This window comes from Methanomethylovorans sp. (assembly GCF_050177135.1).
Taxonomy (GTDB): Archaea; Halobacteriota; Methanosarcinia; order Methanosarcinales; family Methanosarcinaceae; genus Methanomethylovorans.
In genome coordinates this window covers 1-17164 of the sequence record NZ_JBFXHJ010000031.1, presented here as the reverse complement: position 1 = coordinate 17164, position 17164 = coordinate 1, and the positions used below count along the sequence as shown (strand labels likewise).

Below are 17164 nucleotides of genomic sequence, written 5' to 3'. Positions count from 1 at the left end.
GGAAGTCAAAAACAAGAAACATGATCGCACTAAAAATAGATTAAAAGCAGGCGCACATGAAATTTGAGGGAATGGACGAGAGATAAAGGATGAAATTTGTGCTAGAAATTCATGTTGTTGTTACTCTGTGCGCCTATTCTGTGCATACGTTATCAAAATATATAAGGATTTTGCATTTTGTCCAAAGTGAATAAAGCGTAGGAAGAGATGGAAATAAATCATTATTATTATGATGAGCATGTGCATAGTGTGCAAGCACATACTGCAAAAAGATAAAAGAGAAGTGAGAACACTCAAATAGATCTTAGAAAAGGCACAGATCATAATTTGAATACTTTTGCTCCCGAAACGGAATACCTCACCAGGCCATCGATGTCTACTTTGCTCTCCTCAGCAAGCAATGAATCACATTCTGATCTGGTCTCGGGTCTTTCCGGCACAGCCGAGCAACATGTTACAGGCCTGACCGATATATTATACGAACCGATCTTTCTTGCAATATCAATTATATCCGCCTTATCAAGAGCTATCAGTGGATGGTAGAGCGGTATGGCAAGCCCGTAAAGTTCAGCATACATGTTTGCAGAGGTCTGAGAAGCTACCTGCCCTAAAGAGGAACCTGTGATGACCCCTGCAGCACCTTCACGCTTCATGATCTCATAGGCAACCCTGTACATGGTCCTTTTGCACAGTACACAGGTCTTGTTGCGGGAGCATTGCTCTACAAAAGCCTTCAGAGAACATCCATGTGGGATCTCATATATTTTGAACGGATGACCGGGAGCCCATTGCTGCAGCACTCTTATACTATCCAGTGCACGCTGCCTGGTAGAATCATCCGCAAAGGGTTCATTACTACAGTATACAGGGATGATCTCAACACCCCTTTTCATCATAAGCCAGGCAGCTACAGGGGAATCGATGCCACCGGATACAAGGGCAACCATTTTCCCCTGGGTGCCCAGCGGAAGACCACCCACACCCCTGGAGTTTTCCGTGAACACATAAGCTTCCTTTTGGCGTACCTCTACAAAAATTTCCTTATCTGGAGTAGTAAGATCCACTAGCGGAGTTTTGCCTGCTGACAGCAAACGCTCCCACACAGCATCTCCGCATTTCAGTCCTACGTCCTGGGAAGAAAAATCATGATTGCCGGTCCTGCGGGCCCTTATGGCAAAGGAATCACCCTCCTCGATGAACCCTGCACCGATATCAGCACATTTTCGCGATATAGCATCAAGATCTGCATCAACAGCAGTTGCAAATGATGCGGACACCACACCAAACACATCAGCTGCCGCATTTGCAGCTGTTTCATCGGAAGTCTTGATAAAGATCCGTCCCCATTCCCGGCTCAGACCTGAATACTCCACACCACGCTGATCAAGCATAGCTGAGATATTCCTCATAAGGACCTTTTCATAGTGGTTCCTGACACCAGGACTCTTAAGCGCCAATTCCCCATATCTGACAATTACTATGTTGTTCATCGTCCCACTGTTCTCTGATGAGTTTGATATAACTAAGCCGTAAAGAAAATTCGATTCTATCCAAATATCAACATGCTTACCGTCTTATGACAAAGCCTGTAAATTCACCTGAAGCCTGTTTCCATTCAACGTCCAGTGAATCCACACGGGACATAGGAGGACCTGCTCTTAGCCTTTGCAAGAGTGTTTCAACAGAGTCCTTAGGCCCTTCGGCCACGACCTGTACGCAACCATCGGGAAGGTTACGGGCATAACCTGCAATACCAAGTTCCTGTGCAGTGTTCTTTGTGAACTGACGGAAAAAGACTCCCTGTACCCTCCCACATACATGGACTTCAGCAAGTACGCGTCCAATATCCATGAAAGGGTATTCAGGAACCATCTTATATGAACTTTGGCCTCGTTGAGAGCATCTTTGCAAGAGGCAGGCCCCGGTATGGCAAACCAGCAACCTCTGCCTGTATGCGGGAATCCAGTTCACCGATTGACATTTCAATGGTCTTCGGGCGATTGGCCTGGGATTCCGCCCTTATGGTCACATTAATTCTGCCGGTCTCGACCTCCTTGTCCCCGATGACCACCACATAAGGCACCCATTCGCGTCCTGCTTCACGTATACGCTTGCCCACAGTATCCTCCCTGTCATCGATATCCACGCGGCAATGCAGCTTCTCCGAAACCTGCTTTGCGAACTCCAGATGCTTCTCAGATACTGGAAGCACCCTTACCTGGGTAGGGGAAAGCCACACCGGAAGCATAGGCACCTCTCCGCGTTCAGCCCTCATGGCCTCTTTTTCCAGTAAACCATAGATGCAGCGCTCGATAGCACCACTTGGAGAGCAGTGAAGAATGGTGGGACGTTTCTCTTCACCAGTGACGTCGACGTATTTTATATCATACCTTTCAGCATTTTCCACATCTATCTGCACTGTGGAAAGAGCACTTGCCTTTGCCAGCGCATCTACAAAGTTGAACTCGAACTTGAGCACGAAATAGAAGAAACGTGTATCCCACATCTCTATAAGTACCGGTTTGTTCACAATGCGGGCAAGGTTGGTGATGAAATCCTTGTTCTCTTCGTAGAAATCTCTTGTGAACCTGATGGCAACCTCAAAATCGTCAACTTTGATACCTACCTGATCCAGAATGCGGATACACATATTGTACTGTTCGTCGAACTGAGCAATAGCCTGATCCATGTCATGGCACAGAGTGTGCATATCAGGCATTGTGAACGCCCTCAGGCGACGCAGGCCCACAAGCTCTCCCCTCTGCTCCTTACGGAAGCTGTAGCGTGTAAGCTCTATCATCTTCAGAGGGAGATTCTTGTAGGACATGGTCATATCATGGTTGATAAGGAACTGGCCAAAACAAGCAGCAAACCTCAGGAAAAGCTGCCTTTTATCAGATTCTATGGAATACTGCCTTGCAGGGAACCTGTCAAGATACTTCTTAAGAGTGGGGTGGTTCATGTCATACATTAAGGGTGTTTCGACTTCCATAGCCCCCACTTTGATGGATTCCTCGACCACGTAGTTCTCCAGCAGGGATTTAATGAGCCGGCCTTTGGGATAATAGCGCATGTTACCGGAATCCGAACCCGGCTCATAATCAGCTATCTCAAGCCTGCGCATAAGCTCAACATGCGGGGGTGCCTTATCGACCTCCCTTTTCTTGGAGATCTCATAATCCACGAACTTGCCCAGGTTCTCATGCCCTTTGAAATCAAAGCCATCCATTTCGTGAAGCTCACCATCAGGAGTAAGGATGCGCCAGTATGATCTGGCAGTGCTCTCAGCTTTCAAAGCTTCGGAAACAACCTCCGGTTTTCCTTCAAGGGCGCAGACAACACTGACACCATCTTTGTTCTCAGGAGATATCGACCTGGACAGCTCGGAAAGAGGATGGCCTTTGCAGCTGATCCTGAATGCTTTGTACCAGCCGAATGGAGCTCTTTTTACAGTATACTTGCCCGATAGTTCTTTTTCCATGGCTGTCAGTACATAAACTGCAACTTTGGGGGAAGAGAGATCTGAACTCAGATGAGCATAAGGATAAAGCATAATGCTTTCAGTTTTTACCTGCCCTGCAACCTTCTCGATCTCAGAGACACCTTTTTGTACCATTTCATCGGGATTTACCTCATCTGCCTTTTCTACGGCAATGAAAACTGTGAGTGCATCCTCCAGCCTGCCAGACTTCATGGGATCTTCGATCTTCTCTGCCACCGGGGTGCTTTTCTTGACCTCATATTCGATATAATCAGAATGGATGAGCAATAGCTGCATGATTTCACCTGCGAAATTACCTGTAGACTTAGATTTAACAATCCTTATAAACCTTTTTAACGGAAAAAACCTGGCTGTACTTCAATACGATCCTGCAGTTATTTCAAACCCGGAAGCTCTGCTTTCTTCTTCTCCCCGTAGACAGGAGTTCCCATATGTACCCTGTAGGCAGCTATCAAAGAAGCAAGAATTATAGGTGCCACAAAAAAACCTGCGATACCCCCTACAAAAGCACCACCCAGGAAAGAGAGCATGATCAACATTGGATGCACACGTGAATGCATGCTCGCAAGATATGGACGAAGGATGAATTCAGGTGGCAGATAAATGACAATAGAAGCCACTACAAAGAAGATCACAGCTGCCTCAAGCCCCATCTGGAAATAGCGGATCACTGCAAGAGCGACAAGCACTGTATAACCAGCGAACAAAGGAATAATAGATGCAATGAAAATGAGGGTTGCAAGGGCCAGGATATGGGAGAAACCAAATATATAAAAGACCACCAGAGAAGTGATGCTGACAAATAAGGCAGCATAGGCATTTCCAATGAACACGCCTTTAAGTATCAGGTCCAGATGCTGTATATATTCCGTAACCCATGGCCTATTATCCACTGGCATGAAGGCCACGATGCCCTTGTAGATCTTGTACCCGTCAGCCAGAAGGAAATAACACACTAATACGGATATCACCAGATTGAGAATGAACATTACAATTGTCTTTGCATAAGATAGAAAACCGAACCCGCTTAAGAGGGGAAGCACAGAAGTGGACATATCCCATATAATCTGACGGATCTGCTCATTGTACTCCGGCGGCACATCTATGGACCTGACAAAATCGAACAGTGAATTAATGAACACATCCTGATTATCGAATATCCAGCCGATAAATCTCACGATCTCAAATATGCCTGAACCTAAGATCAGGACAATAGGCATGACGATGACAAGAGTAGCTATCAGTGCACCAAGCCTTTGATAGCGATGTAACTTGAGATATATGGGCCTTGCTATATATGCAAGGACCAGACCCAGGACTATGCCATCTGCAAGAGGGAGAAAAATAGACGCAAGGGTCAGTGAAAGCAGTATAACGATCAAGACAACAGCTATCTTCATTCTGGAGGATATCAGGAAAGAAATACCATCTAATTGACCTAACTGCATGCGCACACATCTGGTAGTATTTATTTTGAAAATGTTATATAATTAAAATAAAAGTATTAAAGCTTCACCCATCTATAAGTGATCCGGCCTGGTCCATGGTAAATTACGGGGAGCGTATTTTAGAACAACACATGAATCTATGCATTTGCCACATCTTGTACAGGCACTACTGATATACAGGCCCCGCATATCATCGATCTCGATAGCACCTGCTGGACAGAGTCCCTGGCATATACCACACCTTGTACACATGGAGACTCTCATAAGCTGCAATACGACCTGTCTGAATATTTCAGTGGCCTTTTCTCTGTCATCGGCAGTGATCAGCAGGTTACCCGAAGAGAAGAACTTGACAGTTGCATCATCAGCCCTTACAAGCAGCATTCCCATGTTCTCTGCAGTCTTTATCAGACCTATTATGTGCAGTACATCTGCCGCATCCTGAAGAGAGATACCCCCGATGTTGGCTTCAACAGTAAAACCACCACTCGTGCAGGGAGAAACACCGCCTACAGATTCCACACTGAAACTTTCATTGACTATCGGAACATCGTGCTGGATCCCGATCTCTTCTGCAAGCTTGAGCATTTTAGGAGGGAGCTCTTTCCATCTCCATAATCCATGTTCTATGAATGCTTCAGGCAAGCCTTTCTTGCTGCCCCATTCCAGCAGATACGTATGCCAGCGTGCATGAAGGTCAGGGTGCAGCCGGGAAAAGATCTGATATTCAGCAGACAGGGAAGCAGGACACAGATAACAGCCCACTCTTTCGAACCCAAGATCATAAAGAGGATTGTAGTCAAGCTTTTTTCCATATATGTACAGCCATACTTCGATCGCCCTCCAATCGCGGATAGGGAAAATATTGAGCTGTGCAGGCACAAAGGGGTTCTTCTCACTTGCAGAAATGGAAGCCCTGGAAAAAGATTCGTATCTTCTCTTGCCGTCCACAGTAAGGCATACCTGCCCTTCACCTGAAGATTCATCTATAAGCCTGTTGGCAGGTGCCAGCTTGCATACCTTGCAACACCAGCGCATATCCTTGGCAGGAGGACCGAATCTTTCAAGGTTCTTCCAGAAAGCATCCCCTGCAGCTGATTCTTTTAATTCGATCCCCCGGCTGGAACAGAAATTCCGTGCAAATTCCACTGTTTCAGGGAACTCAATGCCTGTGTTCAGAAAAAAAGCCCTGACGTCCCTGCCTTTAAGAGCATTTACTGTCAGATCAAGCACTACAAGGCTATCCTTCCCGCCGCTGAAGGAAACGTGGACAGGCAGGTCCCTGTATTCCCTGCGACTGGCAACGCCCTTGATCACATTGGCAGCGTCCCTGGATATTTTCTCCATGTGACCTGTATTTGCCTTTATTACATCCTGCATGGAAGCAATAAGCGGTTTCAGTGAAACTTTGCTTCCGTCAAGCTTCCTCACCCTTAATACAGCATCTTGTGAGCTTTTAAGGTGTGTATGGTCCGAAAGGGATATGCCAAAACCTATAAGATTACCACACCTTATCAGAACAGTATCTCCCTTTTTTATATCTTCTGTGAAATTTAGGATTTGCTCAGCTTTTACCTTCTTGCCGCTAAGATGGCTGGAAGCCTTCCTTAGAACGATTGTCTTATTAGTAGTATGCTCTGCCAGCACCTTTGCACCTTCAACGGACAGGTCGAAAACATATCCAAGGGACTTCATATCAAAACGCAGTACCCCAAAGTGCAAACCATCAACTATAATTTCATCTGTCCTGTCGTCGCCCGTGGTTTTGTTAAGTAACACTATCCTGTCCCCAATGGGATCACATCCGAAAGCCGATAACAAAAGATCGCTGATCAGTTCCTTTTCATAGGGTGAACAGAACCTTATGTCTCCGGGAGGCGACAGATCAAGATGGATGCCCTGCGCCTTGCAGATATCACACACGGACCTTAACAGAGGTACATTGCAATGCGTACACCAGAAAATATGATGCTGCAGATCACCACCATGCTGTTTCCATGATCTCAAAGGTCTTGATCGGACCTGCGAACGAACACTTTTTCCAGTATGATGCTGTCCTTTAGCTGTCGAATATTTATTTTCGGGTCTCATTGTGGTCCAGTTAAAAAAAATGAATGACCGTGATCATGCGGTCATTTTTTACCAAGGTAATCGTTGATGGTCTGAGCCGCCAGTTTTCCTGCACCCATGGCACTTATCACAGTTGCAGCACCGGTTACCACGTCACCACCTGCACATACACCGGGAAGGGAGCTCATACCTGAATCATCAACAACGATAGTGCCTTTTGAAGTAGACTCCAGGCCATCGGACCCGGAGAATATGATCGGGTTAGGAGATGTGCCTATAGCGATTATCACAGTATCGGCTTCGATCTGATGTTCTGAACCTTTCACAGACACAGGTCTTCTGCGACCTGAAGCATCAGGTTCACCAAGCTCCATCCTGATGCATTCCACGCTTTTGACATTCATTTTATCGTCGCCCAGAATGCGAACTGGATTGGTGAGCAATCTGAAGATAATGCCTTCTTCTTTAGCATTCTCCACTTCTTCCCTACGGGCTGGCAGTTCATCCTCACTGCGGCGGTATACGATGCTAACCTCATCAGCACTTAGCCTCAGGGCACACCTTGCAGCATCCATTGCCACGTTTCCTCCGCCAACAACTATGACCTTCTTACCTCGCTTTATAGGAGTATCATAATCAGGGAAAAGGAAAGCCTTCATAAGGTTCACACGGGTCAGGAACTCGTTGGCTGAATATACTCCATTGAGGTTCTCCCCTTCGATACCCATGAAATTAGGAAGTCCTGCACCTGTTCCTAAAAATACTGCATCGAACTCATCCCTCAGTTCATCCAGCGTTTTGATCTTGCCGATGACGTAATCCACCTTTATGTCAACACCAAGCTGCTTTATATAGCCTACTTCCTGCCGGACAATAGCCTTTGGCAGGCGGAACTCAGGGATGCCGTAGGTAAGTACTCCTCCCGGTTCATGAAGTGATTCAAAGATCGTCACAGAATGCCCTGCCTTCGCAAGATCAGCAGCTGCTGTAAGCCCTGCCGGGCCGGAACCCACCACAGCCACGTTTTTGCCTGTGGACTTCACTTTATGCGGTGCTGCGACACCTCGGGTACTCTCATGATCTGCAGCAAAACGTTCAAGGCGGCCAATGGCTATAGGTTGGCCTTTCTTTGCAAGCACACAGTACTGTTCACATTGTACTTCCTGGGGGCAGACACGTCCACATACCGCAGGAAGGGCGTTCGTTAGCTTTATGGTCCTGATGGCCTCATCGAAATCCCTTTCAGTGATAGAGGCAATGAAAGAAGGAATGTCGATGTTCACAGGACAGCCTTGAACACATTTTGGGTCCTTGCATTGCAGGCAGCGTGCGGCCTCGGCAACAGCCTGTTCTTCAGTATAACCCAGCGCCACCTCATTGAAGTTCCTGCGCCTTTCTTCCGGGTCCTGTAATGGCATGGGCTGTCTTTCTGCCATTACTGTCCACCTCCGCAGGTACATTCATGCTTCTTGATGGAAATGCCCTCTTCATCTCTGTAAACTGCAAGGCGGCTCATGAGCAAATTGAAATCTACCTTATGGGCATCGAACTCAGGCCCGTCCACACAGGCAAACTTGGTTTTACCGTCAACAGAAACACGGCAACCTCCACACATGCCCGTACCATCGATCATTATGGGATTTAAACTTACAATGGTATGGATCCCGAAAGGCTTTGTCACCCCTGCCACTGCCCTCATCATTATGGGCGGTCCGATGGCCACTACCCGATCCACATGTTCTCCATTTTGTAGCAGTTTCTGGAGCACATCGGTTACAAAACCATGATGGCCTTTGGTACCGTCATCGGTACATATAAGTAATTCATCACTCACAGCCCGCATCTCTTCTTCAAGGATCAGCAAATTTTCGCTCCGGGCACCTATGATGGTCATTACTTTATTACCTGCGGCCTTGTAGGCCTTCGCCTGGGGATAAGCAGGGGCCACGCCCACTCCCCCTCCCACCATCACAACAGTGCCGAGCTTTTCGATCTCAGAAGGAGTACCCAGCGGCCCTACGAAATCCTGAAGCTCGTCCTGAGCATTCAGTGTGGCCAGTTGTTTGGTCGTCTTTCCCATCTCCTGGAAAATAATGGTCACAGAACCTTCTTCAACATTATAATCTGCAATTGTGAGAGGGATCCTTTCACTTTGCTCATCGATCCTGATTATCACGAACTGCCCGGGCTTTGCAGCTCTTGCCACATCGGGTGCGAACACCTTCATCAGATGCACCTGGTGTACCATATCCCGTTTCTCAATTATCCTGTATGACATTTGATCACGTTTCAAACTGGATTGGAGGATTATGGTGCATAGGATAATATTAATAGTACTTAAGAATTCAGTTGAGACTTAGTAAAAATTAGATGTATCATATATAAGTAGAAAAGACGAGATTTTTATTATCAGTTCATAACAGACTATATCACACTTTGGGAGTCAATATGTATACATTGGTAATGATATTTACCACATCAGTATTTTCTCCGAGCCAATTGAGAGCAGTTCCATTAGGATTTGCTGCGTTGATGTCTCCTGTAAGCACAAAGAAAGTGGTATTTTTATGCTCATGCACAATGTTGTCCAATTCCTGCTGACTATACCCAGACCCTTGTAGATAGGTCCCATCAGTAGAATTATCATAATAGAAACTAAGTGGCTTTGAGATGTAACCTGGAAGTGGCACGATTGCATCTCCCTGCCGGGTAATGGTAGTAATATAAGATGCCACATTCCTCCAATCTTCTTTTTGAGGAGAAGGATAGTAGTTTACAATGGAACTCAGAGCACTTAAAAAGAAAATAGATACAAATGCGATCGTCAGAACTTGCTGCTTTTTCTCTGAGAACTTCCTGTTACTTTTTGGTACAGTGTTCACAGAGAATATGAAACTGGAAGTCGCAGTCAAACCACGTGAAATTATAAGCAGATAAGCAGGCAGGATGAATAGAAGGTACCTGGGATGAAAGGGCATTATGTCTGACAGATAATAACTGACTATAACTGGAAGAACGAACCACGAACAAAGCAAAACGGCCTGCCTGCGATTAGATAGGATAACCGCTATGATACCTAAAACAAAAAAAGTCAGATAAAGAAGAGACGGGGATGGGGAAAGCGTAAGATGGGACAACAAGCTTGCAATAAAATAAGTCTGATCTATACCCCATGTCACATCCCCACCTACCCGTGAAGCTGCCTGTTCGAAAAATACCTGAATGCGGGGAATAATAAGAACTATGATGGAAGCTACACTGATAAAAAAAACCTTTATCTGCGGTAAGACCTCCGAGCTGAAATGCAGTTTTCTGCCTTCATGAGAAAACAAGAGAATTGTGAAAAATAGTATTTCTACGGGAAATATGAAAAAGCCAAAATAATGAGTATAAATGTTCAGCACTGTGAAAACAATGAACAAAAACCAGAAACTATTGCGCTTATCCTCAATGGCCGCATAAAAAAAGAAAATAGAACCAAGGGTCAGAAATACCATCATTGAGTACATCCTTGCCTCCTGAGAATAGTAGATATGCGACAAGGAGATAGAAAGCAAAAAAGAACTGATAAGACCTTCTTTTACGGTGAACAGACGTGTTCCAAGCATATAGAGTAGTGGAATAGCAACTATCCCGAACACCATGGATGGAAAACGTAATAGTGCTTCCGATTTTCCTGCAAACAGGAAAAAATGGACAACAAAGTAGTAAAGTGGGGGATGGACATCGTTCTTTGTTGCCTCATAGATTCCAAACAGGGTATCAGATGACAAAAAATAAGTGGTTGCTTCATCAAGCCATACTGACTCTGTTCCAAGCTGATAGATCCGTAAAAAAGCACCTATAAAAGTTATTGCTAATATCAGCTGTATTTCTCTGACCGATCTTATAATGCTTATATATCGGGATATTTTACCCTTAACTTTAGAATTCAGATCCATAGCTGAAACTTTATCAGATGATAGCTGCTTTTGAACCGACATATAATGACCCTATTCCCAGAATTATAAAGTGATCGCTCCATATATTAAACATCGGAATTGTCGTAATGAACCAACATTGACCATGATATAATTTAAGATACGTTGGCAGTCAACAGTTTCTGATGCCATATCAAATGCTTCGGACTTATTTAATATTATAGGATTTAATATTAAAAGGATATTCCTGATAAAGATCATAAAGATGAATAAATTATCTTATGCAGAGAATATTGGTAACTGATATATATTAATAAGCTTTTTTAGTATATAATTCTGGATCAGACAACTAAAAAATTAACTTTGATCGATCTAAATGCAACTAATCTGGCCTGGAATATCGGCCAACCAATAGAAAATATACTTTAAAAAAGGAGATGAAAACATTAAATCGCTCATCCTTGCCGGTGGATCTGGAACACGGTTATGGCCATTAAGCAGAAAGCATAATCCTAAACAATTCCTGAAACTTGAAGATACCTCTTTTTTCCAGAACACCTTAATGCGCTGTCTGGAGGTTTCTGATATATCAGAGGTCTTCGTTGTGACAAACGATTCACAGCGATTCTTTGTTACCGGTCAGGCTAAAGAGCTGGGATATGACCTGCCTTCCAGGAACGTACTGATAGAACCAGAACCAAAGAACACACTTCCTGCAATTGGTTTCGGCATGCGGGAGATCGTAAAAAGGTTCGGAAAATCCATCGTGGGAGTTTTTTCCTCCGATCATGTACTTGACATACGTGCGATGGAGACCATCAAAGGCGCACAAACGCTTGCAATGGAACATCTGGTCACTTTTGGCATAGTGCCTACATCACCACATACAGGCTATGGGTACATTAAACCAGCTGAAAAGGTCGGCACTGGCTACAAGGTAGCCGAGTTCAGAGAAAAACCAAATCATGATGATGCATTGAAGTATCTGAAAGAAGGATGTCTGTGGAACAGTGGGATGTTCCTTTTTGACACTGATGTATTCTTCAGAGAATTGCAGGAGCATGAGAAAACCTTTTCCAAGGCTTTTGACCCGGAAATAGATCCGGATGCCAGCATTGAAGAGATATACGGGAAAGTAAGGACAATATCCATCGATTATGGAATTATGGAAAAGTCCAGGAATGTTGTGGTAGTGCGCCTGGAACATAAATGGAGCGACCTCGGGAATTTTAATGCAATATACGAGGAGTCAGAAAAGGATGATAATGGAAATGTGATCTATGAATGCGAGGACATTCTGATCAATTCCAGAAATAATCTCGTTTACTCAAAATGTGATAAGCTTGTGGCCCTCATAGATGTGGAAAACATGGCAGTTGTCGATACGCCGGATGCCTTGCTGGTATGCCCTAGAAAGAGCAGCCAGAAAGTGAAGCAGGTAGCTGATACTTTACACAGTAAAAACGATGAAAGGGCTTATCTGCAGCAGACAGTATATAGGCCATGGGGCTCCTATACCGTTATGGAGAAATCCGACAAACATAAGATAAAGAACATAACAGTGGAGCCAAAAAAGAAGCTGAGCCTGCAGCTCCATTATCACCGCAGTGAACACTGGATAGTTGTCAAGGGGATGGCAACTGTACAGATAAATGATGAGATCTTTTTCCTGAGGCAGGGAGAAAGTACTTTCATCAGAGCCGGCATGCGGCATAGGCTTTCAAATGAAGGGAAATTGCCTCTGGAACTTATAGAAGTACAGCTTGGAGAATGTGTGGACGAGGATGACATCGTGCGTTTTGATGACGATTATGGAAGAGCATGAAGCGATCCATATAGCGTATAAAATATAGATGATGAAATTGATTTCTCAAAGAAAGTGCTAGCAAAACCACATCGTAAAAAGGATATATGGAATATATATGAAAGTGATCATACCCGCCGCAGGTACGGGAACACGCTTGTTCCCTCACACACATACCAAGCCAAAACCTATGGTATACATTGCAGGAAAACCGATCATAGGACATATCCTGGACAGGATGATAGACCTTGGACCAGAAGAGATCATACTTGTTGTTGGCTACTATAAAGATCAGTTGATGTCCTATGTCAATGAACATTATCAGGAAACATTTAACATCAGGTATGTGGAGCAGGAAAAAAGACTTGGCCTTGGGCACTCAGTATACATAACACGCGAGTATGTTGAAGGTTCTGATGTTATGATAGCTCTCGGCGATATGATCTTTAAAACCGGATATATCGATTTCTATAAAAAACATGCTGATAACAAAAAATGCGCAGGTTCGATTGGAGTAAAGGAAGTTGACGAACCTAGAAAATACGGAATTGTTGAAATCGAACACACTTCTTCCTGTATCAGGAAACTTGAGGAAAAACCGGAAAGACCGGCATCAAATCTGGGAATTGCGGGAGTATACTTCATAAAAGATACCTATATGTTGTTTAATATTCTGGAACAAATGATAAACAACGGAAAAACAACACGTGGAGAATATCAACTGACAGATGCGCTGCAGGAAATGATACAAAGGGGACTGAAACTGAAGACATTTGAAGTTTCAAGCTGGTACGATTGTGGTCATGCAAGATCTCTCCTTGAAACAAATCAGGTGCTTCTGAATGAAAAAGAGAATATAGATAGTACCTATGAAAATGAGAATTCTATGATAATACACCCCGTTGCAATTGGCAAAAAAGTAAAGATAATTAATTCTGTTGTGGGTCCACATACATCCATAGCAGAAGGAACCATAATTAAGAACTCCATTATATCGAACAGTGTTATCGGCTCAAGAACGGAAATATCAAATATGAACCTGCAATCATCGATAGTAGGTGACGATGCAAATGTCGTCGGCAAACACAATTCTTTAAATATAGGAGACTGCTCTTCAATAGAGTTTTAAAATGTGAGACCATGAGATCAATAGTAACCGGCGGCGCAGGTTTTTTAGGGTCACATCTGTGTGACCTCCTACTCAAGAACGGACACTATGTTATATGTATTGACAATCTTGTAACAGGTAACACCAGAAATATCGACCACATAACCTCAGATAGATTCACATATTTGAAACATGATGTCACTAAGCCCATATATTTTGGAGATAAGATAGATTATATATTCCATTTAGCAAGTCCTGCTTCTCCTGTGGACTACCTTGAATTACCAATACAGACCCTCAAAGTTGGGGCTCTTGGCACGTATAACATGCTGGGTCTTGCAAAAGAGCAGGGTGCAAGGTTCTTACTTGCATCTACATCTGAGGTCTATGGGGACCCCCTTGTTAATCCGCAACCTGAAAGTTACTGGGGAAATGTTAACCCTATTGGACCCAGGGGAGTATATGATGAGGCAAAAAGATATGCTGAGGCTATCACAATGGCATATCACAATCATCACAGAGTGGATACAAGGATTGCTCGCATATTCAATACATACGGACCCAGAATGAGAGCCGGTGACGGAAGAGTAGTACCTAATTTCATTAATCAGGCACTGAAAAATGAAGATATCACTGTTTATGGTGATGGGTCACAAACACGTTCATTCTGTTATGTTTCAGACCTGATCGAAGGATTATACAGATTGATGATAGCGGACTTTAATGAACCCGTGAATATCGGCAATCCCGCAGAACTTTCTATTTTAGGATTTGCAAATGAAATTATAAAAATTACCAACAGCAGTTCAACAATTGTCTATAGGAATTTGCCAATAGACGATCCTAAAATAAGAAGACCGGACATCAGCAGAGCTAAAGAATTGTTGAACTGGGAACCAAAGGTTGATCTGAGAAGCGGGTTGGAAAAAACAATTCAATATTTTAGAAACGATTTTGATTAAACATTTCTTTTCTTAGTAATCATTAAAGATTTAATACAATTGATTACAATAGTGATAATGGGACCCTCCAGACAAGTATACCGTATAATAAGGTCGGAATATGTTTTTAAATGATATCTACTCCAGAATCCTGAGTGTGAGGGAAGTCCAGCGTCAAACCATAGCTTCTTTTTTGAGCCAAATTTCAGTTACATTTGCTGGGTTCCTCAGTACAATGTATTTTGCACATACCGTAGGCTCAGGCGTTTTAGGTGCATATTTCCTTTTTTTAGCGTATTATGGGATAATAAACACAGTCAGTGACGGGGGGTTTGGAGGAGCTGTATCCAAACGTATCAGTGAAGGTGAACAACAGAATGAATATTTCAGTGCCTTTTTTGTAGTACGCTTTTTTTTCTTAGCAATAGTCATTCTATTTTTAGTAATCTCCCGCGACTATTTCATTGATTTTGATAAAGCGAATTTGTTTAACTGGCTTTTACTGGCATTGATAGTTTCATTAATTCATGGATCTGTAATCAACGGAATTGCAGGAACTGGAAAAATGGGAATATATGCAGCTGGGGCTTTTATAAACAACATATCCAGAATAATAATTCAAGTAGTCGGAGTGTTTTTTGGATACGGTGTGGCAGGATTAATAGGAGGATTTGTTGCAGGCTTGCTTATTGCTGTAATAATGGAGTTGCGCTTTTTTGATCTGCGATTTGTTAAGTATAAATGGTCCCATGTTAAAAGTCTTTTAAGTTTCTCTTTCTGGCTTTTTTTAACTTCTTCTGGAGTTATTCTTTATTCTTACGTAGATAGTGTTATGATTGGATACTATCTCAGCAACTCTGAAGTAGGTGTTTATAGAGTGGTGTTCCAGTTTACGTCTATAGCGATTATAACAACAACTGCAATACGTGCAACTTTGTGGCCAAAAATAAGTAGATGGGACAAAATCGGTGAAATGGAACTAATCGAGAAATCAATCTCAAAAGCATTTACCTATTCACTGATAATAGCTATGCCGGTGTTTGCTGGAGGGATAGTGCTTGGTGAAAAGTTACTTTATTTTTGTTACGGTAGTGAATTTGAAAGTGGATACCTGACACTTGTAATTCTGCTTTTTGTACAAATAATAAATGTTTCCCAATTTTTTTACACAATGTACCTTAGTGCTCTCGATCGTCAAATCGATTCTTTTAAAGTAACAGCTGTTGCAACCATTGCGAATGTTGCCTTGAATGCGATATTAATACCATTTATTGGTATTGAAGGAGCTGCTGTTGCAACTTTGGTTACTATGGGATTAAATGCGATACTGGCAAAAAAATTATTGTCTAAAATTATAACAATAAGAATTGAACGTGATAGTTTGCTGAATATTTTGAAAGCAGCTTCTATTATGACTTTATTTGTGGCAGGCTACCGCGTGATCTTACCCTTATCCAACGTCTGGTTGACATTGATCCCGGTAGTTGTGGGCGGATCGATGTACGGGATCCTATTATTGAAATTTGATAAGAAGATATGTGATGAATTAAAAGAGATATTTACTCAAACAAGTGTGCCATGGCCAAGCTGGTTGTAATTTAAAGAATATGTTAATTAATGGATTTGATTTTTCATCCATTAAGATTTACTAAAGCAGTGACTGGAGTTGCATCAACTTTATCAAGAATCCATGGATAGAGATGCAAGACAAAATTCTTCCCCGGTAATCCCGGATTTGAGAGATCAGCGTCTTCAAGTAACATAATGGGGAATTTATTACATAAAAAAGCTCGATGTGACACATGACCTTCTTCTCTATGAGAGGGATTTGAGATAGAAATAGTATCAAGCCCAACTACTTTCAAAAGGGGACATGTTTCCCGCAGATAATCTGGTACTTCCAAGCTTATCCATGGATGGGATGTTGCATACATTTCAGGTTGGGTTTGTCTGTATTTGAAAAAACCAGTTCTGATCAGCAGTGCCTCAACATTAGATATTTGCTCAGCAAATGGTTCCAGGTCTTCTTCGCTGATATATGAACCTGGTTCTTTTGGAACATTTATACAAATAGCGGGTGAATAGATATTTTCAAGCTTTAGAATGTCGGTCACTGATTGGCCTTTATCGCAGAAATGCAGTGGAACATCAATATGTGTACCAGAGTGATTCCCGAAAGAAAACATGCTTGTGTTTGCTGAGCTGTTATTTGCAATAGATCTGACCTGGCTGAATGCTACATTAGGGGAGCCGGGATACAATGGGATGTCCTTATTCAGAGCATATGAGATAGGTATCAGCAATACAATCCCTCCAGATATGACCTCAATTCTTCCAGATCAGAGACCACAATTTCAACATCCTTTTTCTC

The 17164-nt window shown here is 43.1% G+C and carries 14 protein-coding genes; 5 read left to right on the top strand and 9 right to left on the bottom strand.

Features of this window, described 5'->3' with window-relative positions; translation table 11 throughout:
* Positions 1-320 precede the first annotated feature (320 nt).
* The 8 genes from thiI to AB7U21_RS04175 all read right to left on the bottom strand — a co-directional run bounded on the left by thiI (position 321) and on the right by AB7U21_RS04175 (position 11003).
* Positions 321-1490 carry a tRNA uracil 4-sulfurtransferase ThiI gene (gene thiI, locus AB7U21_RS04210; protein ID WP_428387229.1) on the bottom strand — a complete coding sequence of 390 codons (1170 nt, stop codon included), beginning with the start codon at positions 1488-1490 and terminating at the stop codon, positions 321-323.
* Between the two features lie 76 nt (positions 1491-1566).
* Entirely contained in the window at positions 1567-1872 is a 306-nt protein-coding gene (locus AB7U21_RS04205) for an acylphosphatase (protein WP_428387227.1), read from the bottom strand.
* Between the two features lies 1 nt (position 1873).
* Complete coding sequence (locus AB7U21_RS04200; protein ID WP_333786711.1) at positions 1874-3778, bottom strand: threonine--tRNA ligase; 1905 nt, start codon at positions 3776-3778, stop codon at positions 1874-1876.
* Positions 3779-3876: 98 nt separating this feature from the next.
* Positions 3877-4950, bottom strand: a complete 1074-nt coding sequence (locus AB7U21_RS04195) for an AI-2E family transporter (protein ID WP_333786710.1) — start codon at positions 4948-4950, stop codon at positions 3877-3879.
* A 72-nt stretch (positions 4951-5022) separates the two neighbouring features.
* Complete coding sequence (locus AB7U21_RS04190; protein WP_428387224.1) at positions 5023-7041, bottom strand: phosphoadenosine phosphosulfate reductase family protein; 2019 nt, start codon at positions 7039-7041, stop codon at positions 5023-5025.
* Positions 7042-7082: 41 nt separating this feature from the next.
* Complete coding sequence (gltA, locus tag AB7U21_RS04185; RefSeq protein WP_333786708.1) at positions 7083-8456, bottom strand: NADPH-dependent glutamate synthase; 1374 nt, start codon at positions 8454-8456, stop codon at positions 7083-7085.
* A complete protein-coding gene (locus AB7U21_RS04180; RefSeq protein WP_333786720.1) occupies positions 8456-9298 on the bottom strand; it encodes a sulfide/dihydroorotate dehydrogenase-like FAD/NAD-binding protein in 843 nt (280 codons plus the stop codon). The genes gltA and AB7U21_RS04180 overlap by 1 nt, the downstream gene beginning before the upstream one ends.
* Before the next feature lie 151 nt (positions 9299-9449).
* Positions 9450-11003, bottom strand: a complete 1554-nt coding sequence (locus AB7U21_RS04175) for a glycosyltransferase family 39 protein (protein ID WP_428387221.1) — start codon at positions 11001-11003, stop codon at positions 9450-9452.
* A gap of 382 nt (positions 11004-11385) precedes the next feature.
* Here AB7U21_RS04175 and AB7U21_RS04170 point away from each other — a divergent pair, with 382 nt between their 5' ends.
* From AB7U21_RS04170 to AB7U21_RS04155, 4 genes are all read left to right on the top strand, one after another.
* Entirely contained in the window at positions 11386-12765 is a 1380-nt protein-coding gene (locus AB7U21_RS04170; protein ID WP_428387233.1) for a mannose-1-phosphate guanylyltransferase/mannose-6-phosphate isomerase, read from the top strand.
* A gap of 97 nt (positions 12766-12862) precedes the next feature.
* Positions 12863-13873, top strand: a complete 1011-nt coding sequence (locus tag AB7U21_RS04165; RefSeq protein ID WP_333786706.1) for a sugar nucleotidyltransferase — start codon at positions 12863-12865, stop codon at positions 13871-13873.
* 11 nt (positions 13874-13884) lie between these two features.
* Positions 13885-14814 (top strand): UDP-glucuronic acid decarboxylase family protein, encoded by a 930-nt coding sequence (locus AB7U21_RS04160; protein WP_333786705.1) that lies wholly within the window; start codon positions 13885-13887, stop codon positions 14812-14814.
* 100 nt (positions 14815-14914) lie between these two features.
* Positions 14915-16390, top strand: coding sequence for a flippase (locus tag AB7U21_RS04155; RefSeq protein WP_428387218.1), 1476 nt, complete (start codon positions 14915-14917; stop codon positions 16388-16390).
* A gap of 34 nt (positions 16391-16424) precedes the next feature.
* Here AB7U21_RS04155 and AB7U21_RS04150 read toward each other — a convergent pair whose 3' ends face one another.
* A complete protein-coding gene (locus AB7U21_RS04150; protein ID WP_428387231.1) occupies positions 16425-17054 on the bottom strand; it encodes a cyclase family protein in 630 nt (209 codons plus the stop codon).
* Between AB7U21_RS04150 and AB7U21_RS04145 the strand changes: the two genes are divergently transcribed.
* The coding region (locus tag AB7U21_RS04145; RefSeq protein WP_428387235.1) for a hypothetical protein at positions 16978-17164 on the top strand (187 nt) is incomplete at its 3' end. The two genes, AB7U21_RS04150 and AB7U21_RS04145, sit on opposite strands and share 77 nt — an antisense overlap.